Origin of the sequence: Luteolibacter arcticus (genome assembly GCF_025950235.1) — a bacterium.
GTDB classification, from domain to species: domain Bacteria; phylum Verrucomicrobiota; class Verrucomicrobiia; order Verrucomicrobiales; family Akkermansiaceae; genus Haloferula; species Haloferula arctica.
This window is the reverse complement of record NZ_JAPDDT010000005.1, coordinates 1-26,772: the sequence shown is the minus strand read 5'-3', so window position 1 is coordinate 26,772 and position 26,772 is coordinate 1. Positions and strand designations below refer to the sequence as shown.

At 63.1% G+C, this 26,772-nt stretch carries 29 protein-coding genes; 1 reads left to right on the top strand and 28 read right to left on the bottom strand.

Annotated features, from left to right (window positions below):
* Window positions 1-26: 26 nt before the first annotated feature.
* From OKA05_RS13240 to OKA05_RS13120, 26 genes are all read right to left on the bottom strand, one after another.
* The gene (locus tag OKA05_RS13240; protein WP_264487631.1) at window positions 27-1,082 is read right to left on the bottom strand and encodes a glycosyltransferase family protein; all 1,056 of its coding nucleotides are present in this window, start codon (window positions 1,080-1,082) and stop codon (window positions 27-29) included.
* A gap of 29 nt (window positions 1,083-1,111) precedes the next feature.
* A complete protein-coding gene (locus tag OKA05_RS13235) occupies window positions 1,112-2,641 on the bottom strand; it encodes a hypothetical protein (protein ID WP_264487630.1) in 1,530 nt (509 codons plus the stop codon).
* 98 nt (window positions 2,642-2,739) lie between these two features.
* Window positions 2,740-3,690 carry a hypothetical protein gene (locus OKA05_RS13230; protein WP_264487629.1) on the bottom strand — a complete coding sequence of 317 codons (951 nt, stop codon included), beginning with the start codon at window positions 3,688-3,690 and terminating at the stop codon, window positions 2,740-2,742.
* A gap of 7 nt (window positions 3,691-3,697) precedes the next feature.
* Window positions 3,698-5,119, bottom strand: coding sequence for an MBOAT family O-acyltransferase (locus OKA05_RS13225; RefSeq protein WP_264487628.1), 1,422 nt, complete (start codon window positions 5,117-5,119; stop codon window positions 3,698-3,700).
* A gap of 16 nt (window positions 5,120-5,135) precedes the next feature.
* Window positions 5,136-5,702 (bottom strand): TVP38/TMEM64 family protein, encoded by a 567-nt coding sequence (locus OKA05_RS13220; RefSeq protein ID WP_264487627.1) that lies wholly within the window; start codon window positions 5,700-5,702, stop codon window positions 5,136-5,138.
* Window positions 5,703-5,901: 199 nt separating this feature from the next.
* Window positions 5,902-6,660 (bottom strand): class I SAM-dependent methyltransferase, encoded by a 759-nt coding sequence (locus OKA05_RS13215; RefSeq protein ID WP_264487626.1) that lies wholly within the window; start codon window positions 6,658-6,660, stop codon window positions 5,902-5,904.
* Window positions 6,661-6,676: 16 nt separating this feature from the next.
* Window positions 6,677-7,360: a class I SAM-dependent methyltransferase gene (locus OKA05_RS13210; protein WP_264487625.1), complete on the bottom strand. Its 684-nt coding sequence runs from the start codon at window positions 7,358-7,360 to the stop codon at window positions 6,677-6,679.
* Between the two features lie 61 nt (window positions 7,361-7,421).
* The gene (gene cysN / locus OKA05_RS13205; protein WP_264487624.1) at window positions 7,422-8,666 is read right to left on the bottom strand and encodes a sulfate adenylyltransferase subunit CysN; all 1,245 of its coding nucleotides are present in this window, start codon (window positions 8,664-8,666) and stop codon (window positions 7,422-7,424) included.
* A 91-nt stretch (window positions 8,667-8,757) separates the two neighbouring features.
* Window positions 8,758-9,663 carry a sulfate adenylyltransferase subunit CysD gene (cysD, locus tag OKA05_RS13200; protein WP_264487623.1) on the bottom strand — a complete coding sequence of 302 codons (906 nt, stop codon included), beginning with the start codon at window positions 9,661-9,663 and terminating at the stop codon, window positions 8,758-8,760.
* Window positions 9,664-9,794: 131 nt separating this feature from the next.
* A complete protein-coding gene (locus tag OKA05_RS13195; protein WP_264487622.1) occupies window positions 9,795-10,097 on the bottom strand; it encodes a hypothetical protein in 303 nt (100 codons plus the stop codon).
* The gene (locus OKA05_RS13190) at window positions 10,094-10,636 is read right to left on the bottom strand and encodes a DUF6036 family nucleotidyltransferase (RefSeq protein WP_264487621.1); all 543 of its coding nucleotides are present in this window, start codon (window positions 10,634-10,636) and stop codon (window positions 10,094-10,096) included. Before OKA05_RS13190 ends, OKA05_RS13195 begins: the two co-directional genes overlap by 4 nt.
* 4 nt (window positions 10,637-10,640) lie before the next feature.
* Window positions 10,641-11,246, bottom strand: coding sequence for an adenylyl-sulfate kinase (gene cysC, locus OKA05_RS13185; RefSeq protein WP_264487620.1), 606 nt, complete (start codon window positions 11,244-11,246; stop codon window positions 10,641-10,643).
* A 265-nt stretch (window positions 11,247-11,511) separates the two neighbouring features.
* Window positions 11,512-12,288, bottom strand: coding sequence for a WecB/TagA/CpsF family glycosyltransferase (locus OKA05_RS13180; RefSeq protein ID WP_264487619.1), 777 nt, complete (start codon window positions 12,286-12,288; stop codon window positions 11,512-11,514).
* A 56-nt stretch (window positions 12,289-12,344) separates the two neighbouring features.
* Complete coding sequence (locus OKA05_RS13175) at window positions 12,345-13,427, bottom strand: FAD synthase family protein (RefSeq protein ID WP_264487618.1); 1,083 nt, start codon at window positions 13,425-13,427, stop codon at window positions 12,345-12,347.
* Window positions 13,428-13,556: 129 nt separating this feature from the next.
* Window positions 13,557-14,672, bottom strand: a complete 1,116-nt coding sequence (gmd, locus tag OKA05_RS13170) for a GDP-mannose 4,6-dehydratase (RefSeq protein ID WP_264487617.1) — start codon at window positions 14,670-14,672, stop codon at window positions 13,557-13,559.
* Between the two features lie 93 nt (window positions 14,673-14,765).
* A complete protein-coding gene (locus OKA05_RS13165) occupies window positions 14,766-15,704 on the bottom strand; it encodes a GDP-L-fucose synthase family protein (protein ID WP_264487616.1) in 939 nt (312 codons plus the stop codon).
* 216 nt (window positions 15,705-15,920) lie between these two features.
* Window positions 15,921-16,160: a UPF0175 family protein gene (locus tag OKA05_RS13160; RefSeq protein ID WP_264487615.1), complete on the bottom strand. Its 240-nt coding sequence runs from the start codon at window positions 16,158-16,160 to the stop codon at window positions 15,921-15,923.
* 31 nt (window positions 16,161-16,191) lie between these two features.
* Window positions 16,192-17,310, bottom strand: a complete 1,119-nt coding sequence (locus tag OKA05_RS13155; RefSeq protein ID WP_264487614.1) for a DegT/DnrJ/EryC1/StrS family aminotransferase — start codon at window positions 17,308-17,310, stop codon at window positions 16,192-16,194.
* 25 nt (window positions 17,311-17,335) lie between these two features.
* Window positions 17,336-17,899, bottom strand: coding sequence for a hypothetical protein (locus OKA05_RS13150; protein ID WP_264487613.1), 564 nt, complete (start codon window positions 17,897-17,899; stop codon window positions 17,336-17,338).
* Window positions 17,886-18,038, bottom strand: coding sequence for a hypothetical protein (locus OKA05_RS29565; protein ID WP_498049548.1), 153 nt, complete (start codon window positions 18,036-18,038; stop codon window positions 17,886-17,888). The genes OKA05_RS13150 and OKA05_RS29565 overlap by 14 nt, the downstream gene beginning before the upstream one ends.
* Before the next feature lie 90 nt (window positions 18,039-18,128).
* On the bottom strand, window positions 18,129-19,439 hold the full coding sequence (locus tag OKA05_RS13145; protein WP_264487612.1) for a nucleotide sugar dehydrogenase: 1,311 nt from the start codon (window positions 19,437-19,439) through the stop codon (window positions 18,129-18,131).
* Window positions 19,432-20,610 (bottom strand): UDP-galactopyranose mutase, encoded by a 1,179-nt coding sequence (glf, locus tag OKA05_RS13140; protein ID WP_264487611.1) that lies wholly within the window; start codon window positions 20,608-20,610, stop codon window positions 19,432-19,434. Before glf ends, OKA05_RS13145 begins: the two co-directional genes overlap by 8 nt.
* Before the next feature lie 3 nt (window positions 20,611-20,613).
* Window positions 20,614-21,579, bottom strand: a complete 966-nt coding sequence (locus tag OKA05_RS13135; RefSeq protein WP_264487610.1) for a UDP-glucuronic acid decarboxylase family protein — start codon at window positions 21,577-21,579, stop codon at window positions 20,614-20,616.
* Window positions 21,580-21,772: 193 nt separating this feature from the next.
* On the bottom strand, window positions 21,773-22,315 hold the full coding sequence (gene nusG, locus OKA05_RS13130; RefSeq protein ID WP_264487609.1) for a transcription termination/antitermination protein NusG: 543 nt from the start codon (window positions 22,313-22,315) through the stop codon (window positions 21,773-21,775).
* Window positions 22,312-22,827: a GbsR/MarR family transcriptional regulator gene (locus OKA05_RS13125; RefSeq protein ID WP_264487608.1), complete on the bottom strand. Its 516-nt coding sequence runs from the start codon at window positions 22,825-22,827 to the stop codon at window positions 22,312-22,314. The genes nusG and OKA05_RS13125 overlap by 4 nt, the downstream gene beginning before the upstream one ends.
* 125 nt (window positions 22,828-22,952) lie before the next feature.
* Window positions 22,953-24,377 carry a class I SAM-dependent methyltransferase gene (locus OKA05_RS13120; RefSeq protein WP_264487607.1) on the bottom strand — a complete coding sequence of 475 codons (1,425 nt, stop codon included), beginning with the start codon at window positions 24,375-24,377 and terminating at the stop codon, window positions 22,953-22,955.
* A gap of 153 nt (window positions 24,378-24,530) precedes the next feature.
* On the opposite strand from OKA05_RS13120, the gene OKA05_RS13115 reads away from it, so the two are divergent.
* Entirely contained in the window at window positions 24,531-25,145 is a 615-nt protein-coding gene (locus OKA05_RS13115; protein WP_264487606.1) for a CDP-alcohol phosphatidyltransferase family protein, read from the top strand.
* Between the two features lie 28 nt (window positions 25,146-25,173).
* On the opposite strand, the gene OKA05_RS13110 is transcribed toward OKA05_RS13115, so the two are convergent.
* Both OKA05_RS13110 and OKA05_RS13105 read right to left on the bottom strand, forming a co-directional pair.
* Window positions 25,174-25,830 carry a hypothetical protein gene (locus OKA05_RS13110; protein ID WP_264487605.1) on the bottom strand — a complete coding sequence of 219 codons (657 nt, stop codon included), beginning with the start codon at window positions 25,828-25,830 and terminating at the stop codon, window positions 25,174-25,176.
* A 57-nt stretch (window positions 25,831-25,887) separates the two neighbouring features.
* Window positions 25,888-26,382 carry an Imm7 family immunity protein gene (locus OKA05_RS13105; RefSeq protein WP_264487604.1) on the bottom strand — a complete coding sequence of 165 codons (495 nt, stop codon included), beginning with the start codon at window positions 26,380-26,382 and terminating at the stop codon, window positions 25,888-25,890.
* Window positions 26,383-26,772: the final 390 nt, after the last annotated feature.

Here is a 26,772-nt window from a genome sequence, read left to right as displayed (position 1 = left end):
GACGAATGACTGCGAAAGCGGCGCTTTCAGCAGTTCGGATTCCCCGCCATCGGGTGGCTCGGGGATGCCGCGGCAAGAGACTGGAGTTCAAGCGTCAGCGCTGCCTCGTCTTCAAATGTCACAGCATCCGGGAACTGGTCGGTCAGGTTCACGAGGTTTCGGATGAGAAGCCGGGTGCCATACAGGCTGGCCCGTGCTCCCACGCCCGAAGACGCCACCCCGCGATAAGGAAGGATCAATAGATCGGCAGCCGCCAGCCACATGTCGAAGCCCTCGTCATCCACGAATACTTCGTGGCAAAACGCTCCTTGGGTGTCTTCGCATAGTTTTGCGAGCAATGCGGCATGCTGCACAATGGCGTCCGTGCTGCCGTGCGGGGTGCCCACCACGTGGAGATGGGCAGAAGACCCGATGTCCGCATTGCGGAAGGCGGTAATGGCCTCGTCGAAGCCCTTGGCCTGATGGAAAAAGCCGAGGCAAAGGAACTGGAGGCGATCAGCGGCCAGATGGAGTTTCGCCCTGGCTTCCTCGCGCGTTCCGTGGAAGCGCCGTTGCATGAAGCGCGCGTGATCGATCTCCGACGTCCGGGCCCTTGAAATCCGCGGGAACCGCTGGTGAAATTCTTCACGCATGGATCGCGTGTGGAACGCGATCTCGGTGAAGGATCCTAGCGCAAGTTGCCGGATCCACGTGTTGAATCGGGGTAGTTCCCTGTCGACGGGGAGTTCGTGGACGATGACCGATGAGTTTGTGGCCGTTTTGGCCAACGTCAGCAGGACCAGGCTTTGGAAAACGCGCAGGACCTTGCGGCGGATTCTGCCGGGAATCCGCCACGGGAAGAACATCACATCGGCATAATGAACGACGACACTTCGGGGCCGGAAGCGCAGGACGGAGAGCAGGAAGGCAAGGCAGGAGCGGAGGCTTCGCAGGTTAACGTGCAGATCCGTTTTGCTATCCGGCAGCATGCTGGCCGTTTTGACTTCGGTTCCATCGGAAACAAGTCGCAGGTAGTGCTCCTCGGCATAGCTAGCGATGCCGCACTTGCTCGGAGGTAGTGGAGATACGAACAAGGTTCGCATCTTTCCAACCTGTTCTCCCGAAGACTGGGTCATCTTTTGGTCGAGGACAAAGCAAGCTGGGGCTCAGCCCGTCCCCTTCCCCTCGGGAGCATCACTGGAACCGACGCCTGTGGACTCGTCCGGCTCACCGGAAGGTTCCTTTCCATCAAACGCAACATTCCGAACCCAAAGAAGAAAAGGGAGCAACCGGGACCAAACTCTCCGAAGACAAAGACGAACTGGAAAGGAAGAATCAAGTTGGGCAGCGACATGAACAGGACCACTGGGAACCATTCCGTGCCTTTCACCCGTTTGATAAGGCGATGCATATGAGCGGCCACCCGCAGCATGGCTAGTACCAGGACGATCAAGCCAACATATCCGACAGTTCGGACGGTTTGGACCGGGCCGCTATGATAAGACCCAGTGATCATCATGCTTTCCTGCTGATTGCTAAGCCCCGAGCTGCCCGCCCATGAATCAGCGCCTCCTGCGGAGAGGTCTTCCATTCGCCGCAATTCTCGTCGCGTCATCCCCAAGCCGTCCCCTAGCAGCTTGTTCTGGATCCAGGTGTCGGTAAACAGCGCTTCCTTCCACATCTCCACCCGCCATTCAGTCGAAAGTTCGCCGGCTCTTACATAACGTTCTTCCCAAGTTCCGGGAAATGGCGAAAGGGCGCGCTGCATCGTGCCCGGCAAGGGGGCGAAGAGGTTTATCACCGCCAGCAGGCCGATGCAGACGGAGGCCAGAAAGGTCGATCCTAACGCAGCGAACATTCCGTGGTGGTAGTAGATCGCGACCACTCCATAGAGGCCGGCTGCAGCAACCACATTGCGATAGCCTGACCCCGCAGCGGCGGCGAGGCATGCGAGAAGCAGGATGAACGCCCAAGGCTTCAGGATTGCGCGGAACGGCGAGATCCTGCTGACCAGCCAGCGGATTGTCGTAAGGGCAGCCGAGGCCAGCCATGCGAAGCGTCCTGCTGCTGCCCTGGGATCAAATGCCCCCACAGACTGCAGTCCTGCTCTCGTTCGCGCTTCGCTGATTGGAATCCCCACGATGCTTCCGAGAAGGGTCAGGCGCATCGCCCATTTTATCTCGCCGCCGGGAATCAACAGGATGGAAAGCAACCAGCTCGACAGGAAACTCAGGCTGATCACGAAATAAGGTCTCGCACCTACCGAAGCTCCGCCAAAAATGTTGAGGCCGACAGGGTTGCGGAGATACGCTTGAACGACGCATAGGGCAACCAGAAGCATCCACCATTCAAGTTCGCCCCATTTGGGACGGACAGGGAGTTTGCGAATGGCAAAAAGCAGAAGCGAAAACCCGAAGAACAAGCCCTGCCCGAGTTCGGCGGTATTGAAGCCGCGAATCAACGGGAAGTTCAGCGCGGTGAAAAAGATCATCAGCAGCCAAATGCGCCGGCCGAGGAGGATGCAGAGCGCGAGCAGCGATACACCACCTACCTTGAGCAACGTCTGGGTCTGATTGGTGACGATCGCCACGCCGAGCCACGCGGCGAGCACGGCCACGACGATGACGATCAGGATACCTTGGATGGAACGGGACTCGACCACGTGCTGAGAGAGAAAGGGTCCGGGTGAACGGGGCGGGAGACTAGGTGGGAAGCCGTATGAACACAACCGCGATGGCGGTGGCGATTTGCATGGGTCGACTACTGCCGGGACAGGAGCCCGGCCAGGGCGTCGGCCAGCAAGCGCGACCGGGCTTGGGAACCGGCTGCGGTGAGGTGCTGGTGGCTGTCGGAGAAATGGCTGCGGTCGGTCGAAACCCCGCGGCTTCCATCGTCGATCACCGGGACGATGCGATCGATATCGCGGAGCAATGCAGCGTTGGCGAGACGACTGGCCTCGGCGTGTTCCGGTGCTGTCCACCGCCAGGGCATCGCGTAAAAAAGCCGGATGCCCCGCTGCTGTGCCGCATTCCGGAAGGTCCGCAGCAGGTGCTCGCCCGATTTGCTCAGGTGGAGTTCACCCTCGATGTGGTGAGGGGTCATGCCGGGTTCGGTCACCGGCGTTTGCATGCGACCATGATATTGGTAGTCCTGCGGGGTGTAGCGGTAGCCCTTTCCCAACGCTCCCCTGTAGGCCAATGTCATCAAATAGCGCGGGCCCGGACGCGAAAGGGTGAGGGTTTCCGGCAGCGTCAGGCGCTCTCCGAACGACTCACCACCGACGGTGGCGGACGGCTCACCTTCGAGCAGGGCGAGGCCGAACGAGAACATGCTCGCGGGGTAATCCGACTCGAACGCCAGGAAGTCCGCTTCCAGGCCGATGACCAGCGTGTCGCCCGGGCGGGTTCGCTCCAGCGCTTGGTGAAGCAGGTAGCGAGGTCCTGCGCTGGCGGGCAAAGCGAAATTGAAAGCGGGGATGCCACAGCTTTCCTCGATGATCGCCGGATCGATCGAAAACGCGGTGCTCGAGCCGCCGGTGAAGATGATCACCGGTTGGTCCGGTGCTTTGGCCCGGGTCTCTGCCACGTCCGACTTCCGCCGCTGGTCGACTTCCCGCCAGACCCGGATCTCGGGATTGGTGGAGACGGTCAGGATGAAGCTCAGCACATAGGCCGCCGCCGCACTGGCCAGGAGTGTGAAGAAGTACCGCAACGCGACGCTAGAAATTGAAGTAGATGAACGACGACTCCTCGAGTGGCGCGAGCAGCACGATGAGGAAGACCAGCACAATCCCGGCAACCGGCCGTCTGCCGAAGTGGTAGGGCTCGAGGTCGCGGCGGACGCCCAAGCCTTCGATCGCCAGCGCCAGCGCGGCTAGCCCGAGGATCACGCTGGTGACCACCAGTTCGCCCGGGCCGGTGAAGACCTGCTGGATGTTACGCAGGTTTGAGATCGAATAGGCGGCCGGTTTGACCAGCGAGAGGGCCTTTTGTGCCAGCAGCGAGGCGTCCCGTTCCAAGAAGAAGAGCCAGGTGGCGGTGGTGTAGGCAAAGGTCAGAAACCAGCGCGCCGGTGCGAAGGGGATCCATCTTCCTTTGATCGAGCACACCGCGACGCCGATGCCGTGGAGCAGCCCCCAGATCAGGAAGCCCCAGCCGGCACCGTGCCAGATGCCGGAGATGAGGAAGACGAGGAGCGTATTGATCGGCCACCATGGCACCCGCCGGCCGCCGAGCGGGATGTAGATGTAGTCCCGTAGCCAAGCGCCCAGCGTGACGTGCCAGTTCCGCCAGAATTCCCGCATGTCCTGCGCCCAGTAAGGGCTGCGGAAGTTCAGCGTGAGTTTCACCCCCAGCAGCAGGCCCAGGCCGATGGCGATGAAGCTGTAGCCGGCGAAGTCGAAGTAGATGCGGATCGCGAAGGCCAGGCACTCGAACCACACGTGCCAGGCATTGGCCGGATCAATGAGGAATCCTCGGGAAAATCCACCGATGTTGTCCGCCACGATCAGCTTGTACGCCAGCCCGAGGACGATCCATTGCAGGGCGGCTTCCAGGTTCTCGCGATGGATCCGGAAGCGGATCGTTTCGATCTGTGGCAGCAACGACTCCTTCTTTTCAATCGGTCCCGCGACGATCTGGGGGAAGAAGCAGCAGAAATTCAGGTAGTCGAGGAAGCGCGGCTGTTTGCCGGGATTGCGGATCGTGTCGATCCAGAAGCCGAGCTTCTGGAAGGTGTAGAATGACAACCCCATGGGGATCAGCACGGACGGCTTGCGCAGTCCGAGGCCGAGCCACTCGTTAAGGATGAAGTCCCAGTACTTGTAGTAAAACAGCGGGGCGAGTTGCGCGACCAGCAGGATGAGGAAGACCAGTCCGCCAGCGAAGCCGTAGGGCTTCGTGAACCACCCGCGGCCCGCCAGCAGCACGCCGATCCAGCTCAGGGCCACGACCCACAGGAAGACGATCAGGGTGAGCCAGCTCTCGACACCGAGCAGGACGAGTCCGGTGGCGGCGAGGCACCATTTGCCCGTATCGGCCTCCTGCTGCGGGGCGAATTTCCCGATCAGGGCGAGGATCAGCCGCGAACCGAGGAAGCAAAAGAACAGGGTTCTCCAGAACTCGTAGGAGGCGAAATTCATGAACGCCGCGGGAGAATCACGCCCCGCCTTCCGGTCCGGGTTTTGCCTGCTTCGCCGGGAACAGCCGAGTGGCAATGGCTGCTGCCGCGACCAAGGCCAGACCGGAGATCGCCAGACCCAGCCGGCCGTCGAAGATTGCACCGCCGGTGAGCACGAAGCCGCAGGCGTAGAGCGAGACCACCGGCAGGGCGGTCAGCAGGGACAAGCGCAGCGGCACGCCGAGCGCCCCCAGCGCGTAATTTTGTACGAAGAGAGGCACCCCGGGAGTCACGCGCAGCAGCCAGGCGATCTTCATCAGGTCCGTCCGCGGCAGGGCGAACCATGGCTGCAGGCGTTCTCCCATCCAGCGGGTCATCACCTTGCGTGCCGGGCCGGCCGCGAGGCAGTGGGTCCACATCACATTCAGCGCGATCGCCGCCAAGGCGATCAGGCAACTGGTGTAGTGGCTGCCCCACACGATGCCGGCCAGCAGCAGCAGGACCCCGGCGGGAAATCCAATGCCCGGGAGGAATACCAGCGCGACGAAGAGAGCCCAAGGATAGCGGGTCCCGTACTCCGTCACGAATTGTTTGAAGGCTTCCACGGAAGGGGGAGGGGTAGTGGGGAGCCCGCGGCGTCAGGCAAGCTGCCGCCCTTGGTCGGAAGCGCGAACTTCCACCTGTTTCTCGCCACGAGTTGCTGGAAGGCCCGAAGGCATTCTTGTCGTGACGAAAATGAACAGCCGCCCCCGAGTGTTCAAATAAAAATGAACAAACGGGCGTTTCGCCGGGGTGGCAGATTCGCTACTTCCGCAACTCCCACTTGTCGTGGCGGTGGCGGATGGCGATTCCCTGCTCGCCGGCAAAACGCTGGACCGCGAGGCGGACGCCATCCCAGCCCCAGTCATCGCCGAAGAGGACGCCGCCCGTGCGAACCAAGTCCCAGTAAGAAAGGAGGTCCTGATAGACGTCCTCCTCCTCGTGGCTGGCGTCGATGTAGATCATCTCCGCTTTAACCCCGTGGAGGGCGAACCACTGGGCGGCGGTGACGGACGGCAGCGGCAGCGGGGTGATCCGGCCCTGATGCCCGGCGCGGCAAACATTGGCCAGAAAGCGGTAGTAGAGGGTGGGGTAGCCGTGCCGGAGGCTGAGCGCGCCGTGGCGGCTTGGGTCATCGAGATCGGTCCACATTTCCAGCGCGCCGAGCCACGTGTCCACGCAGAGGATCTCCGCATCGAGGCCGAGTCGCTGCAGGTGACCCGCGAGATTGAGGGCGGAGCCGCCTTTCCAAGTGCCGACTTCCAGGATGCGGGTCGGGCGGAGTTCTTCGATGAGTTCGCCGAAGGCCGCCGAGTCCGAGCCCCAGCCGGCGGCATCATCCGGCCATGCCGCGGCGTCGAAGCTCTCGTAAGGATCGGTGCGGTGCAGCAGCGGCCGGACCTTGCCGGTGAAATCGCTGGCGACCGCCGTGGCTTTCTGGGCGGACCGCAGCCGTTTGAGGCTGAAGCCGAGGCGATAGGCCAAGCCTTTGGCGAAGCTTTGGGCATGACGGGAGAGCGACATGGGCAAAATCGGCAGCTCAACCGCGCGGGGTTTCAGTGGTTGGGGCCGGAGCCTCCGTGCGCACCGCGATGTAGGACTTCGGGAAAACCAGAAGGATCCGCTCCACGAGGATCTGGCAGTCGGGGAAGAGCTGCTTCATTTCCCGAAAGGTCAGCAGGCGGGTGGTGTCCACCATGAAGTCGATGTCTGCCTTGGTCGGCTTGGAGAGCCATCCCCACGGCGTGAAGCGTCGCATCAGGCGGCGTTGGAGCGAGCGCGGCAGCCAGTGAATGAAGGGCGCCATGTAGTGCGGCTCGATCGGGCATTCCCGCGCCGGCGTTTGGCACCACAGCTTTTTCCCGACCCGGCGACTCTCGGCGGCGAACTTCTGTTGGTCCTCCCAGGTGCCGACGTGCTCGATGACGCTGTTGGAGAAGGCGATGTCGTAGCTTTGGTCGCCCACATCCACCAGATGCCTGCCATCCCCGACGATGGTTCGCTGCGCGTGTTCCGGATGGGCTGCAGAATCGATCTGCATGACCTTCGGGTTCACGAGATCGATGCTCCCGACCACAGGCGGATAGCTGGTCCAGAAGCCCAGCTCTCCACCGATGTCGATCAGCGAGTCGCCTCGCGAGGGCGCCAATAGCCGGACGAACTGCTCGAAGCGCCGGGCACGCCAGATTTTGAAAACGCGCCGGTAGATATCGATTGCCGTCATCGCTCGGAGGGCTGGTGAAAGCCGCGGCGAGCGCGGTTGACGGCGGCCAGGCAGCCGGTCCTCAGATGATCATCCCCGCGGCGACCGTTTCATTGGTGCCGGGATCGACCAGGATGAAAGAGCCGGTCTGGCGATTGCGACGATACGAGTCGTGGATCACCGGCTGTGCGGTGCGCAGGGTGATGCGGCCGACGTCATTCATCGCGAAGGTGCCGGCGCCCTCGACCTTGTGCAGGGTATTGATGTCCACGAGGTACTTCACCTCGCTGACGATCGCCTGCATCTCGCGGGAGGTGTGGCGCAGGATGACCTTGGCGCGAGAGGCCATCGGCTTGTTGGAGAACCAGCAGATCATCGCCTCGAGGTCTTGCGAGCTTTGCGGCGGGTTGTTCTTTTTGACGATCATGTCGCCGCGCGAGATGTCGATCTCGTCGGTCAGCGTGAGCGTCACGCTCTGCGGTGCGAAAGCTTCGTCGATGTTGCCGTCGGCGGTGTGGATCGCCTTGATCTGCGAGGTGAAGCCGGAGGGCAGCACGGTGATCTCGTCGCCGGCCTTGAAGACGCCACCGGCCACGCGGCCGGCATAGCCGCGGAAGTCGTGCCATTCATCGCTCTGCGGGCGGATCACCCACTGGACCGGGAAGCGCGCATCCACGTGGTTTTCCTCGCCGCCGACATAGACGTGCTCCAGATGATAGAGTAGCGACGGGCCTTGGTACCAAGGCATGCTGGTGGACTTGTCCACCACGTTGTCGCCATTCAGCGCGGAGATCGGGATCGGAGTGATGTCGACGATGTTGTCGAGGCGCGAGGCGAACTCCTGGTAGTCCTTGATGATCTTCTCGTAGACCTCTTCGGAGTAGTCCACGAGGTCCATCTTGTTGACCGCAACAACGACGTGCTGGATGCGAAGGAGGTTTGCGATGAAGCTGTGACGCTTGGTCTGCTCGATCACGCCCTTGCGTGCATCGATGAGAATGATGGCCAGGTTCGCGGTCGAGGCGCCCGTCACCATGTTCCGCGTGTATTGGATGTGCCCCGGGGTGTCGGCGATGATGAACTTGCGCTTCGGCGTGGCGAAGTAGCGGTAAGCGACATCGATGGTGATGCCCTGCTCGCGCTCGGCCTTCAGGCCGTCTGTTAGAAGGGCGAGGTCGACGTGGCCATCGCCGCGGCGCTTGGAGGTCTCCTCGATGGCTTCAAGCTGATCTTCGAAGATCGACTTGGAGTCGTACAAGAGACGGCCAATGAGCGTGGACTTGCCGTCATCGACAGAGCCAGCAGTAGTAAAGCGAAGGAGATCCATGAAAAGAGAGTCGTTTGGTAGAGCAGTTGATTTGTAATCATCAGGTCACCAGTTTGAACGGTGCGCCGATGTCTTCGGGTCTTCCGTCTCTTTAGAAGTAGCCCTCCTTCTTCCGGTCTTCCATGGCGGTCTCGGAGCGCTTGTCGTCGGCGCGGTTGCCGCGCTCGGTCTGGCGGGCGGCGGCGACTTCCTCGATGATCTTTTCCATGGTGTCGGCGGTCGATTCGACGGCACCGGTGATGGTTGCGTCACCCATGGTGCGGAAGCGGATGACCTTCTTCTCCACGACTTCTCCGTCGCGGGGTTGGACGAATTCGCTGACGGCGAGGATAGTACCGTTGCGGGTCACGGTGTCGCGTTCGTGGGCGTAGTAGAGGCTCGGCAGGACGATGCCCTCGCGGTGCATGTACATCCAGATGTCCATTTCGGTGAAGTTGGACAGCGGGAAGACGCGGAAGTGTTCGCCGGGGTGCTTGCGGCCGTTGAAGAGGTTCCACAGCTCGGGACGCTGGTTCTTCGGGTCCCACTGGCCGAAGTCATCGCGGTGCGAGAAGAAGCGCTCCTTGGCGCGGGCCTTCTCCTCGTCCCGGCGACCGCCGCCGAGCAGCGCGTCGAATTGATACTCGGCGATGGTGTCGAGCAGGGTCGTGGTCTGGGCGCGGTTACGGGAAGCATTCGGGCCCTTTTCCTCGACCACGCGGCCGTCATCGATCGACTTCTGGACCGAGCCGACCACGAGGCGGGCGTCGAGCTTCGCGGCGAATTCGTCGCGGTAGGTAATGGTCTCGGGGAAATTGTGGCCGGTATCGACGTGGACCAGCGGGAACGGCATGCGTGCCGGGTGGAAGGCCTTGCGGGCGATCCATGCCATCACGATCGAGTCCTTGCCGCCGGAGAAAAGCAGGCCGGGGTTCTGGAACTGCGCGGCGGTCTCGCGGAGGACGAAGATCGCCTCGGCTTCGATCTGGTCGAGGTGGGAGAGCTGGTAGTTGGGCATCGGGCGAAAGGCCGGTGTGGGTGTCGTGGCTCCCGGACGTTCCGGGTGGGTCGTTGCGGGGCCGGGAGGAAAAGGCTGGCCGAAGGGTCCGTGCAAGAAACAATTACCTAGTTGAGCAACTTGGTAATGTTTCAGCGTCTTCCTGACAGCCAATGATCGAGGGCGTGCTCAAAGCTGACGAGCTCGCGGATGATGGCGTTGTAACGGCCGTAAGCATTGCCCGGCTCCGAGGACAGGATTTCGTAGAGTTCGAGCTCTGCGGCTCCGCCGGGCGATTCAAGGGGGGGCATCAGTCCTGCCCTCACCAGCCGGGGCGAGGCGATGCGCACCAGGCAGGCGTTGATTCCCCGGCGACCGGCGGCGTGGTCGGCCAAGCCTTCGGCGACGAGAAGGCCGCAGGGCAAGTGTTTGAGTTGTTCTTCGAGATGGATCACGGGCCTGGAGGTGGTTCGGGCGAGGCCACAAATGCTTCGACGGCAGCCCGGAATGAGCTGGGGTCCAGCGCCGGATAGCGGATCAATTCGGATTGGATCGATTCGAACAACTCCAGCAACCGGTCGGGCCGGATCAGCCCATTTGTAAGCATGGCGTTTACGTCATCGAGGTCCCTGGCGTGGCCGCGCTCCAGTTTGGCCAATGCCTGACTGTAGGGATCGTAATGGTAAAAATCGAGCCTGCCATGTCGCGCGATGAAAAGGCTGCGGTCACGCCATCCCGGTAGTACGGGGATGAAGTGGTCCGGAGAGGCCAGCTCCACGTTGACTGCAAGTTCGTCCTTTAGAGCTGCCAATGCCTCGAACCAGCCGTCCGGTTCGGGGTCGGCCTTCAAATCGATGTCGATGGTGGACGCGCGCCAGCCGTGCAGCAGAGCTGTGGAGCCACCGGTCAGGTAAATGCGTCCCTCGCCCTTCACTCGCTGCGCAAGGGCAGTCATGAAGCGCTCGAGCTTAGGGCGATCCAGCGGGGGGCGCATGGTTTCAAGCTTCAAGCAACTCGGCGGTCGGCGCACCGCGTGTGCCCAGGAACTCCAGCACCTCGCTCACCGCGTCCTCGACGCTCATCTTCTCGGTATCGAGCACCAGTTCGGCCTGCTGCGGCTCCTCGAAGCCGCTGTCCCGGCCGGTGAAATTGGCCACTTCGCCCTTCGCGGCCTTGGCGTAGAGGCCTTTGACATCGCGCGCCTCGCAGGCCATGTAGCTGGCCTTAACGTAGATTTCGGCGAAATCCTCGCCGAGGATGCCGCGGGCCAGATCGCGATGCATGCCCCGCGGGGTGATCAGTGAGCACAGCACGATCGTGCCGTTCGAGGCGAGGATCTTGGCCACTTCCGCGGTGCGGCGGATGTTCTCGAGTCGGTCATCATCGGAAAAGCCGAGATTGGCGTTCAGGCCGGTGCGCAGATTGTCGCCATCCAGTCGCACGGTGTAGCGGCCTTGGCTGTGCAGCACCCGCTCCACGCCACTGGCGATGGTCGATTTTCCGGAGCCGGAAAGCCCGCAGAACCAGAGCACGATGCCGCGTTGGCCGAGAAGGGTTTCCTTGTCCTGCCGGGGCAGGGTGGCGTGCGGATGGATGTTCGACATGACGAGGTCAATCTAGCAGCGAAATCGCGGCGGGTCAGTGAGATTGTGGGGCTCGTCCCGTTCTGCCCGGATGGCCTTGCGGATGGCTTCCCGATCAAAAGGCCGGTCCACGAACCATTCCCCATCGCGCTTGATCAACGGAACGACAGGAACATCGGTCGGATACCGCAGCCGGAACGCCAAGCGGTCCCTGGTCGGCACTTCCTTTCCAAGATCATCTGCCCCCTCATCCATGAGGGGAGCTTCTCACGGCAGATGGCGCGAATCAAGGGAGCCGGTTCGCCTTCCCATTCATCCGGTCGCGGACGCTGTACCACAGGAAAAGCGAATTGTAGGTGAAGTAGCGGCGGAACAGGCGGCGCGGTTCTGCGGCGATGCGGTAGGCCCATTCGAGGCCGAACTTCTGGAGCAAGGCGGGTGCCTGCGAGACCTCGCCGGCGTGGAAAGCGAAGGCGGCCCCGATGCCGAAATACACCCCGGGCGGCAGGCGGTCCTTGTGGCGGGCGATCCAGTGTTCCTGCTTCGGGCAGCCGAGGCCGACCCAGATCAGGTTCGCGCCGGACTCGCGGATTTTCGCGGTCATGCGCTCGAACTCATCCTCCGGCCACTCGCCGAAGGGCGGCGAGTAAGCGTCCGCAATCGCCACGCCGGGAAATCGTTCGGCGAAGACGGCCTGGAGTTTTTCCAAGGTGGACTCCTTTCCACCGAGCAGGAAGTGGCGGAACTCCGGCCGGCCGGCGGAGGCCTTGAGGGTTTCCAGCATCAGCGTCGGGCCATAGACCCGGTCGGTCAGCCGCTCGGCGGGTGGCAGGGCGGCATTGAGCGACCACACCAGCGGCATGCCGTCCGGCACGATCAGGTCGAAGCAGCGCATCGATTCGCCGAATGCCGCGTCGCTACGGGCAAGCGCGGCGACGTGCGTATTGGCGGCCTCTACGGCAATCGCCGTAGTTGGTGCGGTGGCTTTCTCCAAAATCCATGCGACCGCACCGGCGTAGTCCGTGCAGGCGAGGGGCAGGCCGATGACGGGGTGGATGCGCATTCAGGGAGACGCAAGACTTGAAGACACAAGACTCAAGACTTGAGGGAACCGGGGGGTCACAGTCGGCAGAAGGGCTCGACCGGGCGGAGTTGTCCGGTGGTCGCGAGCGCTGCGGCACGCGATGCCTCGTTCGGGAAAAGATACAGCGCGTAGCCGCCATAGCCGCCGCCACAGTACTTGCGGGCCAGCGCTCCCGGCAGATCCGGCAGCGGGTCCATGCCCTCGGCCAGCTGGGTCGAGTGATAGACGTCCATCCCGCGCGCGAGTTTCTCCAGCGACGCCTCGATCACTCCCTCGCGGGCGATGCGACCCGATTCGGCGATGCCATCGTAGTCGCGGGGCAGGTCCGCCACGCCCGGTGTGTCGTGGGGCGAACCGGTCCACAGGATTGCGAGGCAGCCAGTGAGGAAATCGCCGTTGCGCTTGAAATCGAGCACCGGTCGTAGCCCCGAGCGCCACACACAGAGCCCGGTTTCGCGGATCACCGCGGGGTCTTGCCAGCCGACCCCGAGATCGAGCTCCGAATCGACGCCGTCCTTGCCATTGATCAAGGCCCACGCGCCGCTGCCACCAAGACCGGCCTGCTTCTCGTATGGCCACTCGCGCAGTGACACGAGCGGGGAGATCGAGCAGTTCACCACGAACTCTCCCTCGCGGGAGAAGCGCGGGACATCGAGCCAGCCTCCGGCGAAATCGACGCGAAGCGGAGCCTCGGTCGGCGCTTGCACCCAGCGGACGATCGATGAAGTCGAGACCGGCTCGAACCTCGGCGGCGTCTTCGGCAGCACCACATATTGTGCGCCGACCTCCGCACACAGCGCGCGCTTCAGGTCGGCGTACTTGTCATCCTCGGTGACTGCCAGGATATCGGGGCGCAGCTTCAGGAACTCTTCGCCGAAATCGATGCCTTCGTCATGGCCGCAGCCGATGACCACATGGTCCACCGGCCGCAAGCTCTCTAACAGAGCCTTCTTGTGCTCGTCGGGAATCGATGGCTTGCGGCGCTTGTGGATCCACAGCACCTCGGACGAGGCGAAGGACACCGTGAGGTGATCGCCGAGCGCACGCGCCTCCTCGAAGAACTGGACGTGGCCGCCGTGGATGATGTCGTAGCAACCGGAGACGAAGACTTTGCGCATGAGTTTAGCCAAGTAGCGGAACGGCTGCGCCGTTCCGGCGGAGCGGGGATCGCTGGGAATCGCCGCTCGGTTAATTCGTTCGGACCGCGAGCAGCCGGAACGACGCAGTCGTTCCGCTACCGGAAGTCGTCACTCCTTGGAAACCGACACGTGGTGCCCGTGAGCTTTGAGCAAGGCGTGGCGCTTGGCGGTATCGAGGTCGGAGGCGACCATCTCGGCACACATCTCCTCCACGGTGATCTCTGGCACCCAGCCGAGCTTTTCCTTCGCCTTGGTCGGGTCGCCCAGCAGGGTTTCCACTTCGGCCGGGCGGAAGTAGCGCGGGTCGATCTTCACGATCACGTCGCCCACCCTCACAGCCGGAGCCGTTTCGGCATTCGCGGAAACCACGGTCGCGACTTCATCGAGGCCGCTGCCGGTGAACTCGACCTCGATGCCAGCCTCACGGGCGGACATCCGGACGAACTCGCGCACCGAGATCTGCTTGCCGGTGGCGATCACGAAATCATCGGCTTCGTCCTGCTGGAGCATCATCCACTGCATGCGGACGTAGTCCTTCGCGTGGCCCCAGTCGCGCAGCGCGTCCATGTTGCCGAGGTAGAGGCATTTTTCGAGGCCTTGGGCGATATTGGCGAGTCCGCGGGTGATCTTGCGGGTCACGAAGGTCTCCCCGCGACGCGGGGACTCGTGATTGAAGAGGATGCCATTGCAGGCATACATGCCGTACGACTCGCGGTAGTTCACCGTTATCCAGTAGGCATACATCTTCGCGACGGCATACGGCGATCGCGGGTAGAAAGGAGTGGTTTCCTTCTGCGGGATCTCTTGCACCAAGCCGTAGAGCTCTGAGGTGGATGCCTGATAGAAGCGGGTCTTCTTCTCCAGACCGAGGAAACGGATTGCTTCTAACAAACGCAGCGTGCCGATCGCATCGACATCGGCGGTGTATTCCGGCGCTTCGAAGGAAACGGCGACGTGGGACTGCGCGCCGAGGTTATAGACCTCGTCGGGTTGCACTTCGGAAAGGATGCGGGTCAGGTTGGAGGTGTCGGTGAGGTCGCCGTAGTGCAGGCGGAAGCGGGCATGCTCGACGTGCGGATCCTCGTAGATGTGATCGACCCGCTGGGTATTGAAGAGCGAGGCGCGGCGCTTGATGCCGTGGACCTCGTAGCCTTTTTCGAGCAGGAACTCGGCGAGATAGGAACCGTCCTGACCGGTGATACCGGTAATGAGTGCTTTCTTCATGGCGACAGTGAGGGGGAGAGTTGGGGAAGGGAGTGGGGAGCGGGAGGATGCCAGTCTGGGGCACACGCACCCATTACGTGATGAGGTGGGAAATCAGAGCCGGGCCGCGCCGGTTTCGAGGCTGGCGAGGAAGTCCTGGTAAGCACCGGCCAAGCCATCGCGGAAGTCGATGACCGGGGACCAGCCTGTGGCCTTGATCCTGGCGACGTCCATCAGCTTGCGCGGCGTGCCATCGGGTTTCGTCGGGTCGGTGAGGATCTCGCCGGTGAAGCCGACGGTTTCGGCGACGAGTTGCGCGAGCTCAAGGATGGTCACGTCATCACCCACGCCGACGTTCACCCAGTCCGGCGGGTTCTCGAGGCCGAGCAAATGGAAACACGCGGCGGCGAGGTCGTCCACGTGCAGGAACTCGCGGCGCGGCGTGCCGGTGCCCCAGATCGTCACGCTCGGTGCTCCGGCTTCCTTCGCTTCGTGGAAGCGGCGGATCAGCGCGGGGATCACATGCGAATTCTGAGGGTGGTAGTTGTCGCCCGGGCCGTAGAGGTTGGTCGGCATCGCCGAGTGATACATCAGGCCGTGCTGCGCGCGGTAGTGCTGGCAAAGCTTCAGTCCGGCGATCTTGGCGATCGCGTAGGCCTCGTTGGTGACTTCGAGCGGACTGGTCAGCAGGCAATCCTCCGGCATCGGCTGCGGTGCCAGCTTCGGATAGATGCAGGATGACCCGAGAAACAGCACCCGCTCCACCCCGGCACGGCGACTGCCTTCGACGAGGTTCGCGGCGATACTAAGGTTCTCGTAGATGAAGTCCGCAGGGTAGGTGGCATTCGCATGGATGCCGCCGACCTTGGCCGCAGCAATGATCACGATGCCCGGCTTTTCCGCGGCGAGATAGTCGAAGACGGCCTGCTGGTTGAGGAGGTCGAGCGTGTCGCGCCCGGCGGTGATCACGTCATGTCCGCCGCTTTTCTCCGCGGCGCGGACGAGGGCGGAACCCACCATTCCGCGGTGGCCGGTGATGAATGTTTTGGGCATGGGGTGAGGGGGGGAGAATGGCTCTCTGTTAGATTGGCTGAAGGCCCGCAGGTGGACTCGGCGTGAGAAACCGCAGAGGCACAGAGAAACAGCCGGAGATCACGGAGGGAAAAGATATGGGAAAAGGGCTCGGGTTCCTACTTCTGCCTTTCTCTGTGATCTCCTGCCTTTCCTCTGTGCCTCTGTGGAGAACTGGCTGGAAACCGCCGAGGATCATTATGCAAAAGCAGCGAGGTCGTCGTCCACGCCTTGAAACGGGCTGACGCCGACCCGCGGCATGGAGAGCAGGAAGTCCTGGCGCGATTGGCCGGCCAATTCGGCGGCACGTTCCTGGCTCAACATGCCTGTCTCATACCATTTGATCGCGGCCATCAGGCGCATGCTGGCGGCCAGCTCCCCGGGAGCTTGCCGAAGCGCGGAGAACGCTGATTCAGGCACGTCGATTTCCAGTTTCACGATGAAAGGCTAACCTCAGGAGGCAAGGACATCAACCGAAGAAGGACTCAAGCGCCGTGGCGACTTCGTCGAGCTGGGCCTCGGTGAGTTCCGGATAGACCGGGACGCTGATGACCTCGCTGGACAGTTGGTCGGAGACCGGGCAGTTCGAGAGCGAGTGCTCGGGCAGATTCGCGAAGCATTCCTGGCGATGCATCGGCACCGGGTAGTAGATCTCGCAGCCGATGCCCTTTTCCGTGAGGTGGGCTTTCAACTCATCGCGGCGGCCGGGAACCCGCAGCGTGTACTGGTTCCAGACGTGGCCGGCATGATCGCGGTCGGTCGGCAGGATCAGGTTGGTGCCATCGGCGAGTGCGGAAAGACGACGGCTATAGTAGTTCGCATTGCGCGTGCGGCCCGCGGCGTAGTCGCCGATGTGATGCAGCTTCACGCGCAGCAGGGCGCACTGGAGCGCGTCCATGCGGAAGTTCCCGCCGACCATCGAGTGGTAGTAGCGCGGGTGCATGCCGTGGTTGCGCAGGCGCAGCATCTTCTCGAAGAGTTCGTAGGACTCGGTGGTCACCAAGCCGCCGTCGCCAAAGCCGCCGAGGTTCTTCGAGGGAAAGAAGCTGTAACTCCCGATCTCGCCGATGGTCCCGCAGCCGCGGCCGCGGTAAGTGGCACCAAACGATTGCGCGACGTCCTCGATGATTTTCAGCCCGTGCTCCTTGGCGAAGGAAGTGATGGCATCCATGTCGGCGGACTGGCCGTAGAGATGGACCGGCATGATGGCCCTGGTCTTCGGCGTGAGCTTGGCCTTTGCCGACTCGATATCGATGCCGAAGCAATCGGTGCGGACATCGCAGAAGACCGGCGTCGCACCCGTGCGATGGATGCTGCCAGCGGTGGCGAAGAAGGTGAAGGACGGGCACAGCACCTCGTCACCGGGACCGATGTCGAGCGCCATCAGTGCGACGATCAGCGAGTCGGTGCCGGAAGAGATGGAGATCGCGTGCTTCGCGCCGAGCGCGGCGGCGCACTGCTTTTCGAAGGCCTCCACTTCCTCGCCGAGGATGAAGCGGCCGGAGCGGAGCACGTTTTCAAAGACCTGCTTCAGCTCGGCTTCGAGCGGCAGGTTCTGCGCATTGACGTCTAGGAGCGGGACGGACATGGGAAATCAATCGGTCTGGCAGGTGTCAGGAGTGAGATAGGAGCACGGCTTCCTCCCACTGCTTTTCAAGGCAAAGTTTGGCAACGGCACCGGCGATCCAGCCACGGTCAATTTCCTGTTGGGCCAACACGCCAGCGATATCGCGGAGGTGTTTGGGCTGGCTGCCCTCCCGGAAAAACTCGAGCTTCATGAGGATCAAGTACTCGGGCGGAGCGACCCAGACATCGCCGCCGACCGTGGCGACCCGCCGCCGGTTTCTTATGGCCCAGGGCAAATCCGGATGCGCTCGGGACGGGTAGATGTCTGCCTTGAGGCCGCTGTCGTGGTGAATGATGTTGAAGTGGCCGCGGGTCTCGCGACGGCACTCGATCTGGATGACATCGAGCGGCGGTAGGTAGAAATCCTGCTCGGGGAAGAGCGAAGGGAAAAGTGCCAGCTTGCCCGGATCGGGGAAGACCGCGAGGTCGATATCGAGGGTCGAGCGAGGTTCTCCGTAGATCGATGAGGCGACGGATCCCGAGATCATGTATTCGATGGCCGCCTGCTCAAGAGGTCGCACGAAGAGCTCGATGAGATCAGGATCTTGCATGGAGCCAGATTCTTGCGAGTTCAGTCTCCACACGCTCATCACTCCACGTCGGATGAGCGGCCCGGATCCCGGAGCGCTTTAGGTTTCTCGTAAAACGGATCGCAGCCTTGCAGAGTTCGTATTTCCGCGCCGGCGTCATCGCTTTCCAGGCTCTCGTCTGTGCCGGGTCCGGCAATTCGTAGCGATCCAATGGAGTAGGGGTGCGAGAGTCCATGACGGGAGGGAGAAACTACGCTTTGATGACAAGACCTTCAGGCGTAGCGACGGAGGCCATCGCGTTGCGCGTGTCGATGATGAGGTCGGACCACTCCGCGAGTTGGGCGAGGTCGAAGGCGGCGTGGTGGGTGGAGATGACGATGCAGTCCTGGGCGCGGATCGTTTCCTCGCTCCACTCGATGCTGCGGGCTCCGGCCCAGTTCATGTGTTCACGGGTCGGGCCGACGACCGGCACGTGCGGGTCGTAGAAGGAAACCTCCGCACCGAGGTGCTGGAAGCCATCGAGCAGGGCGAAGGTCGGCGACTCGCGCATGTCATCGACGTTCGCCTTGTAGGCGAGGCCCATCAGCAGGATGCGCGAGCCTTTCACCGGCTTGCCGCGCGAATTGAGCGCCTCCATGGTACGATGGATGACGTAGGTCGGCATGCTGCGGTTGATCTCCCCGGCGAGCTCAATGAAGCGCGTGTGCACGCCATACTCGCGGGCCTTCCACGTGAGGTAGAAGGGATCGATCGGGATGCAGTGACCACCGAGGCCGGGGCCGGGGTAGAAGGCCGTGAAGCCGAAGGGCTTGGTGGAGGCAGCGCGAATGACTTCCCAGATGTCGATGCCCATCTTGTCCGCGGCGATCTTCAGCTCGTTGACGAGGCCGATGTTCACCGCGCGGTAGATGTTCTCCAGCAGCTTGGTCAGCTCCGCGACCTTGCAGGAACTCACCGGCACCACTTGCTCGAAGGCCGCTTCGTAAAGCGCGACGCCCGCCTCGAGGCAGGCCGGCGTGATGCCGCCGACCACCTTCGGGATGTTCGTCGCGGAGAACTTGGTGTTGCCCGGGTCCTCGCGCTCCGGCGAATAGACGACGAAAATCTCGGTGCCGACCTTGAAGCCGGCCTTCTCCACGCGCGTCACCACTTCCTCGTCAGTCGTGCCGGGATAGGTGGTGCTTTCCAGGCTGAGCACCTGGCCCGCCTTCAAGTGTGGCACCACGGCCTCGACCGTGTTGACCACGTAGCTGAGGTCCGGCTCGAAGTGTTCATCGAGCGGCGTAGGCACGCACAGGATGATCGCATCGAGCGTCTTGATGATCGCAAAATCCGTGGTCGCCTCCAGCTTGCCGGATGCCAGTGCCTCGGCGACGTGCTCGCCGGGGATGTGCTTGATGTAGCTGCGGCCGGCCAGCAACGCCTCCGGCTTGCCCGGATCAATGTCGATGCCCACGGCGCGGAAGCCAGCCTTGGCATAGGCTAACAATAGCGGGAGCCCGACGTAGCCGAGGCCGACGACGCCGATGGAGCCCTGTTTCGATTTCAACTTTTCAAGCATGCGGGGCCGGTGAGTAGCGGGCGATCAGGCGGTCGGCTTCGGCGAGTGCCATGCCGGTGACCTGGTCCATGTTGTAATAACGATAGGTGGCGAGGCGGCCGATGAAGCTGACATTCTTCTCCGCTGCGGCCAGCTCGGCGTAGCGGCGGTAGGCGGTCTTCGCATCGTCCGCGGGCACGGGGTAAAACGGCTCCTCCTCCGGTGTCCAGTTCCGCGGGTATTCGCGGACGATCGTGGAGGCGTCGATCTTCTGTCCGGTGACGTGCTTGATCTCGACGATGCGGGTGTAGGGCACCTCCGCGTCGGGGTAATTCACCTGCACGGCGGGTTGCCAGAAGCCGGGCTTGTTAGAGATTGGTTCGCGGGGCTTGAGCTGCTCCGCGGTGAAGCTCTCGTGCTCGAACCTCAGCGAGCGATACGGCAGTGCGCCAAAACGACGGCCGAAATACTCGTCCACGGGACCGCTGAAAATCAGATGCCGGTGCCGCCAACGCTTGCACGCCTCGTGGAAATCGACACCCAGATAAAGTTCGACCCCCGGCGAGGCATCGAGCATGCGCCCGAACATCGCGGTGAAGCCATCCTTAGGCAGCGCCTGGAATTCCTCGTTGAGATAGCGGTCGTCGCGATTCGTGCGGATCGGCACCCGACCGCAGACGCTGGTGTCCAGGTCGCGCGGGTGGCGCTGCCATTGCTTGAGCGTGTAGCCTTCGTAGAAGCGCCGGTAGAGTTCGCGGCCGACCTTGGAAAGGATCAGCTCCTCCGAGTTCTTCGGCTCATCCACCGGCACCCGGTGCTCCTCGATCCACGCTTCGAATTCCTCCGTCGTCGAAGGCCGCCCGACGATCTCCTCGAAGGTTTGCAGATTGATCGGGAAGCTCCAGTAGCGCCCGTCGGTATAGCTCTTGATCTTGTAGTCCGCATCCTGCCACGCGGTGAAGCGGCCGAGATACTCGACGATGCGCGGCGAATTCGTGCGGAAGTAATGCGGGCCGTAGTCGTGGACCAGTACACCCGCCGCATCGACGCGGTCGTAGGCATTCCCGCCGAGGTGGGAACGCTTGTCCACCACCACGCAGCGGAAGCCGGCATTGGACAGCCGTTCCGCTGCGACGAGACCCGAGAACCCGGCTCCGACGATCAGGAAATCGACGCTGGCGTCAGGCGACAAGGATCACGCGGGTTGGAGCTGGCCGCGGAAATACTCGATGGTCTCGCGGATGCCTTGGTCGAAGGGCACGACCGGTTCCCAGCCGAGGACGTCCTTGGCACGGGTGATGTCCGGCTTGCGCACCTTCGGGTCATCCGGCGGCAGCGGCTTCGGATCGACCTTCAGCTCGATGCCGAAGACTCCGGCGATCGCTTCGGCGAATTGGCGCATGCTCATTTCGTGCGGGTTGCCGCAGTTGACCGGCTCGTGGGTGGTCGAGCGGGCGAGCCGCCAGATGCCATCGACGAGGTCGGAGACGTAGCAGAAGGAGCGCGTCTGCGTGCCATCGCCGAAGATCGTCAGGGGCTCACCACGCAGGGCTTGGCCGATGAAGGCGGGGACCACGCGGCCGTCATCGAGGCGCATGCGCGGGCCGTAGGTGTTGAAGATGCGGACGATCTTGGTGTCGAGGCCGTGGGCGCGGTGGTAGGCCATGGTCGCGGCCTCCGCGTAGCGCTTCGCCTCATCGTAGCAGGAGCGCACGCCGATCGAGTTCACATTGCCCCAGTAGCTTTCCTTCTGCGGATGCACCTCGGGGTCGCCATAGACCTCGGAGGTCGAGGCCACCAGGTAGGTCGCGTTTTTGCGCAGCGCCAGGTCGAGCGCATTGTGAGAGGCATAGGAGCCGGCCTTCAACGTCTCGATCGGGATCTGGACGTAGTCGATCGGGCTCGCCGGCGAGGCCATGTGGAAGACGAAGGAGACAGGTCCTTCGACGTCGTAGGGCTCGGACACGTCCTGCTCGATGAACGTGAAATTCGGGTTGCCCTCGAGGTGGGCGATGTTCCGGGCGTGGCCGGTGACGAAATTGTCGAGCGCCACGACCCGCAGACCGTCGGCCAGCAGCCGGTCGATCAGGTGGGAGGGGACGAATCCGGCACCGCCGGTCACCACGGCGGTCTTGCCTTTGAGATCTTCGATCGGGGTCATGGGAGTGTAGGAGGGGGGAGGTTCAGCCAAGCTGCCGCCCTTGGTCGTCTGCCCGAAGCACGGACAGGACCAGCAGCGGCAGTCGGAAGGTATTGGTTTCAGGCGGCTTCATCGGGAGCGCCTAACGACGCGATGGGGCGCAAAATCGGCTCCTTGTTCAATCCAAAATGAACAATCCGGGGTGGCGGGGTTGTCATGGAAGGGGTCTGCGGGGGAGGAGCAGCGAGAAAAGATCCACCTCCACCACCTGCTCGCGGCCGAGGAATTCCAGCAGCACCCGCACCCGTTCCCGGGCCGGCAGCACCTCCACCACCGTCGCCTTCACCCCGCCGAGCGGGCCGTGGGCGAGCTCCACCTCCTCTCCCTCCGTGATCCGCGGACCCACGGTCAGCATCTCTTTCTCCCCCTGCTTGGCGACTTCCTCGCGCAGTGCATCCACGAAATCGCCCGGCACATCCGGCACCTTGTCGCCGAAGCGGACCAAGCCGCGGACGCCCTGGCTATACATTACCGCCCGCTCGTCGGTGCTGAGCTGGAAGCGGGCCAGCACGTAGCCGGGGAAGAGCGCTTCCACCCACCAGATCTTGCCGCGGCGGGTCGCCTTGCGGTAGCGCAGCAGCGGGCAAAAGACTTCCACGCCTTGCAGCTCCCGCAGGTGCGCGGCGGCGATGGCCTCGCGCTTGGTCTGCGTTTTCAGGCAGTACCACGCCGGTCCGCTGGCGGGGAGAGCGTTCATTCGCCGAGGACTTTTTGCAGGAGGGGCAGGACGATCCGCGCCCTTCCGATCCAGTATTCGAGCTGCGACACCCTTGATTTGAAAAAAGCCTGCAGCTCCGGATCCGACTCACCGCCAGCGAGTTGGTTCAGCCGGGCGACCTTCGACTGGCCGCTCTCGAGGTGCGGCCGGACTTGCTCGCGGATGAAGCCGCCGACCAGCCGCTTCAGCTCCGTATCCGCCTGGTAGTGGCAGCGGCGCGAGCCTTCCCGCTCGATCTCCCGCACGGCGCCGAGGGTTTTCAGCGCCCGCAGCCCCTGGCTGGCGGAGCCCTTGCTGATTCCCAGTTGCTCGACCAGATCGTCCAGCGACAAGGGTTCGGGCGAAATGAAGAGCAGCCCGTAGATTTCTCCGATCGAGCGCGGCAGGCCGAGCACCTTCCCGCCATCCACGAAGACCTGGATCACCTGCGCCTCCAACGGTCCCAACGACGGGAACTCGCGGATATCTTCCTCTTCGCGGACCGGCGGCACGGCTGCGAGATAACTAAGCGAGCCGAATTGTTCAATCTGAAATGAACGAACCGGCCTAACCGCCCGACGACGACCGCTTGTTGAATCTGAACCGCGAATGGACGCCAATGGACGCGAAGGGGATCCTATTCGACGATTCCCCGCTCCGCGAGGTGGGCGAGCCAGCGGTGGAAATCGAGCTCGGGGAACTCGGCACGGGCGTGTTCCGCCAGTTCGTCCGCGGCCCGTGAGCCATTCATGGCCGCGAGCAACCGCTCGTGGCCATCCGGGAATCGACATGGGAAATGCCGCGCATCGACCACCGGCCGGCCGGCGGCGGCGAAGTGCAGGTTCAGCGCGGAAAGCCGAGGAGCGGCCATCGAGTGGCTCCGGATTTCCAGTGGTTCCGACCGGAGCTCGATCCCCCCGAGCCGAGCCGCCTGATAGATCCAGCCAGTCAGCTCGCGGCCATGGCGCGACGGTTCCCAACCCGCTCCCAGCCGGTCCGCCGTGCGCTCCACCAACTCCTGCATCGCCAGGCACGACGGCGCGATTTCCTCGAGCAACTGCCGGAACAGGCCGACCACCCGGCTTTCCACCGGCGGCAGCTCGACGAGGCCGCGCCCGGCCGCGAAATTCATCACCACCCCCGTGGTCATGCCGTCTTCCAGCATCGCATCCACCCGGCAAAACAGGCTGTTGCGATGGGTCCGGCCCGATAGCAGGTCCAGCGTCTGCTGGAGCAAGATCGGATCGGTCGCCAGCGGGGCGAGCCTGTCGAAGGCATGCGGCGAGATCCCGTCCGGCAGATTGTCCTGGAGGCGTGCCTCGCCCAGATAGCGCAGCCCGCGCTCCCCCGCCCAACTCGCGAACTGGGCGAAATACACCGCATCGCAGACCGGCGCGAAGTCATCGAAGGGCAACACCGTCGGCCCTTTCTTCACCATGTCCCGGCAGATCGCCTGCACATTCGCCGCGTGCGCCGTGCCCCCCCCTGCCATGTCCGCCAGCGAGGCCGCCACCGACTCCACCGAATCCCCGAGGCCGGCCGCCGCGGGGTTGTTCGCCAGCGCTTTCACCAGTGGCACCAAGCCGCTTCGCAGCGACCAGCCGGGCAGCGTGTTGTAGGAAATGCACGCCACCCCGTTGTCGGAAAGCACCTGCCCGCACAGATCGAGCACCCGCGTCTTCACCTCGTCCGGCACCCACGAGAAGACCCCGTGCGCGATCAGGAAATCACAGGGGTGCGATGGCCGCCAGTGCTCCAGATCCGCGGCCTCGAAACGGATGTTGTGGAGGCCGGCCTCGTAGGAAGCCTGCCGCGCCTTGCGGATCGCCGTGTCCGAATAGTCCAAGCCGGTGAACTCGCTCTTCGGGTAGCGCGCCGCCAGTGGCAGCAGGTTTTGGCCTCCCGCGCAGCCGAGCTCCAGCACCCGGCACGCCGCCGGTTCCGGCAGCCGCTCGAGGCCTCCCGCCCGCGCGCTGACCCATAGCCGCGAGATATCCGTCACCGGATGACTGAGGTCCGGATAGCGATTCTCCGAATACAGCTCGCGGACCGCATCGTTCATGATGCGACCTTTTGGCGGTAAATCCCTCCACTTGGAAACCCCGAAACACGCCACGGGAGAAAAACGGCCATCGTGCGACGAGGTTTGGCAGGCCAATGCTTTGCAGATAGTCAGGACGCGCCGCCCCACTCCGCGATGGGCCGGTCCCTGCCCATGGCCTCCATCTACGACATCAAGCCGGCCTTCCAGAACCTGCTGCGGCCGCTCACCCGCGGGCTGGCGGCCGCCGGGGTCACGGCGAATCAGGTCACCGTCTTGGCCACCGCGCTCTCGCTCGCCACCGGCACCGCCATCGCGCTGTTCCCTGCGGCGCGCTGGCCGCTGTTAGTGATGCCCGGCTTCCTCTTCCTCCGCATGGCGCTGAATGCCATCGATGGCATGCTCGCCCGCGAGCACGGCCAGAAGTCCCGCCTCGGCGCGTTGCTGAATGAATGCGGCGACGCCATCTCCGATACCGCGCTCTACCTGCCTCTGGCGCTGGTGCCCGGCTTCGATCCGCGGCTGATCGCCATCATCGTCGCCCTCGCCCTGGTCACCGAGATCGCCGGTCTCGCCGCACTGCTCACCGGCTCATCGCGCCGCTACGATGGCCCCATGGGCAAGAGCGACCGCGCCTTCGTCTTCGGCTGCCTCTCCCTCGCCGCCGGCCTCGGCCTCCCACTGGCGCCATGGCTCACGCCGGTGCTCGGGATCATCATCGTCCTGCTCATCCTCACCACCGCCCGCCGCATCCGCCGGGCGCTGGGGGAAGCGGGGCCGCCTTCGTGAAAGCGAAGGTGCCCGGGCAAAATGGCCCTCAGGTTCCCACGCACTGCAGCCATATCCTCGTATGCCTCGAATCGGTCCTCAATTCGAAGACGTGGCCCCGCTTGTCGTCGAAGCCCGACCAGACCTCTCCCGAGCCCGGGGCATTTTCTTGCCTCCTCAACTTCAGCTCGCGGATGAGCCGGTCGGTCTCCTCTGCGGAGCACGTGAGTTCATAGATGAAGGAGGGGTCGTAAAAGGGTCCAACTCCATCGTCGATGATGCATCGCTCCACCCGCGCATCGCGAGGGAACTCGACCCCGGTGAACCGCTGAAAACGCGCTTGGGGAAAGGCCTTTCCATGCAGCGCAACTGCCGGCTCGAGTAGGAGGAAGAGCGCCGGGAGCCCGAAGGTGAACCAAAGGCGGTACCGCCGCCATCGTGCCCATGAGCCGATCCTCGATCCCAGCAATCCCAAGGGCAGCGTGAGAATGAGCAGGAATGGCGAAACGAACATTCCGTCGCTCCATCCCACCCGCAGCCCGGTCGTGACGCTGTTGAGGTCCACGATCTTCTCCAGGATGATCGAGATCCAGCCCGCCAACCAAATCACCGCGACCTTGTAGAAGCGATTCCGTCGCCGGACTCCAGCGGAAGCAGGCGGACCTTCCGCGGCGGATATGTCGTTCGTGGCGGGAATGTCACTCATGGTGATGGCGGGAGTCCCCGGAGTTGATGAATGCGTCACTCATCGAACACGGCGCGGTCACGAGGCATCCCCGCGGTTGTAGGGATGAACCGGCCCAAGGTCTCCCTCGACGAGGCCGAAAAATGGATCTGCCAGTTCTTCGAGCTTGCCGTTCTTGATCCGGTGCACCCTGAAGACGTTGTTGTAGTCCATCGGCGGATTTCGTCCGTAGGCGTTCCGGTCCATCGTGTCCTCGTCATCGTGGCAGTGGAAGAGGCCGTAGCTTCCGGGCGCGTTCGCCACGATCCAATCCAGCATGGCCCAAACCGCCGAAGACCGGTGATTGCGGGAGAGGCTGTAGGTGAGCAGGCCGTGGTGATTATTTTGAGCTTCAAGAAGCGTCCACACGATGAATGGATCCCCCTGCACCGCCATCCATTCCCTGAAGGCCGCAAACATCGCGGCGTCTGCCCGGTCGATCTCGTCCTCGATCAGGGTGACGTCATTGAGGGAAGCGTCCCGCAGACGCTCTCGCGAAGTTTGAAGGTGGCACCAACCGAAGCCGAGCATCATGTTCTTGAGGCGAATGGGTGATCGGTCCTCTTGGTAAGTAAGCGGCCATGGGCTCTCAAGGTGAAAAGGTCAGAGGGAAAGAGGCCAAGAGTCTGTTAGGCGCTGGCACCCATGCGGTTTCGTTCACTCTCGACGCCCCATTCCGCAGCAGCCTACACTCCGAACGTTCTCCCAAACGCGATGGCCAAGTATATTCTGCCTGAAGAGAAACTAGGACCTCAGACGTTCCCGATCCTGCTACGCTTCGGGCTTCGACCCGGCTCTGGTGAAACGCCGCGACAAGCTCGAGAAAATGTTACAATGCGGGGACTGACCCGAATGGCGCTAACTTAAGGCGGATTTGGGCTGTTTCACATACCTCGTCCGATGATGGATTTCGACCATTTCTGC

Bases quoted from the DNA above. Each gene is read 5' to 3' on its own strand.
- OKA05_RS13240 (WP_264487631.1), bottom strand. From the start codon at position 1,082: ATGCGAACCTTGTTCGTATCTCCACTACCTCCGAGCAAGTGCGGCATC.
- OKA05_RS13225 (WP_264487628.1), bottom strand. From the start codon at position 5,119: ATGAATTTCGCCTCCTACGAGTTCTGGAGAACCCTGTTCTTTTGCTTC.
- OKA05_RS13215 (WP_264487626.1), bottom strand. From the start codon at position 6,660: ATGTCGCTCTCCCGTCATGCCCAAAGCTTCGCCAAAGGCTTGGCCTAT.
- OKA05_RS13210 (WP_264487625.1), bottom strand. From the start codon at position 7,360: ATGACGGCAATCGATATCTACCGGCGCGTTTTCAAAATCTGGCGTGCC.
- cysN (WP_264487624.1), bottom strand. From the start codon at position 8,666: ATGGATCTCCTTCGCTTTACTACTGCTGGCTCTGTCGATGACGGCAAG.
- cysD (WP_264487623.1), bottom strand. From the start codon at position 9,663: ATGCCCAACTACCAGCTCTCCCACCTCGACCAGATCGAAGCCGAGGCG.
- OKA05_RS13190 (WP_264487621.1), bottom strand. From the start codon at position 10,636: ATGCGCCCCCCGCTGGATCGCCCTAAGCTCGAGCGCTTCATGACTGCC.
- cysC (WP_264487620.1), bottom strand. From the start codon at position 11,246: ATGTCGAACATCCATCCGCACGCCACCCTGCCCCGGCAGGACAAGGAA.
- OKA05_RS13180 (WP_264487619.1), bottom strand. From the start codon at position 12,288: ATGCGCATCCACCCCGTCATCGGCCTGCCCCTCGCCTGCACGGACTAC.
- OKA05_RS13175 (WP_264487618.1), bottom strand. From the start codon at position 13,427: ATGCGCAAAGTCTTCGTCTCCGGTTGCTACGACATCATCCACGGCGGC.
- gmd (WP_264487617.1), bottom strand. From the start codon at position 14,672: ATGAAGAAAGCACTCATTACCGGTATCACCGGTCAGGACGGTTCCTAT.
- OKA05_RS13165 (WP_264487616.1), bottom strand. From the start codon at position 15,704: ATGCCCAAAACATTCATCACCGGCCACCGCGGAATGGTGGGTTCCGCC.
- OKA05_RS13155 (WP_264487614.1), bottom strand. From the start codon at position 17,310: ATGTCCGTCCCGCTCCTAGACGTCAATGCGCAGAACCTGCCGCTCGAA.
- OKA05_RS13150 (WP_264487613.1), bottom strand. From the start codon at position 17,899: ATGCAAGATCCTGATCTCATCGAGCTCTTCGTGCGACCTCTTGAGCAG.
- OKA05_RS29565 (WP_498049548.1), bottom strand. From the start codon at position 18,038: ATGACGCCGGCGCGGAAATACGAACTCTGCAAGGCTGCGATCCGTTTT.
- OKA05_RS13145 (WP_264487612.1), bottom strand. From the start codon at position 19,439: ATGCTTGAAAAGTTGAAATCGAAACAGGGCTCCATCGGCGTCGTCGGC.
- OKA05_RS13135 (WP_264487610.1), bottom strand. From the start codon at position 21,579: ATGACCCCGATCGAAGATCTCAAAGGCAAGACCGCCGTGGTGACCGGC.
- nusG (WP_264487609.1), bottom strand. From the start codon at position 22,315: ATGAACGCTCTCCCCGCCAGCGGACCGGCGTGGTACTGCCTGAAAACG.
- OKA05_RS13120 (WP_264487607.1), bottom strand. From the start codon at position 24,377: ATGAACGATGCGGTCCGCGAGCTGTATTCGGAGAATCGCTATCCGGAC.
- OKA05_RS13115 (WP_264487606.1), top strand. From the start codon at position 24,531: ATGGCCTCCATCTACGACATCAAGCCGGCCTTCCAGAACCTGCTGCGG.
- OKA05_RS13110 (WP_264487605.1), bottom strand. From the start codon at position 25,830: ATGAGTGACATTCCCGCCACGAACGACATATCCGCCGCGGAAGGTCCG.
- OKA05_RS13105 (WP_264487604.1), bottom strand. From the start codon at position 26,382: ATGATGCTCGGCTTCGGTTGGTGCCACCTTCAAACTTCGCGAGAGCGT.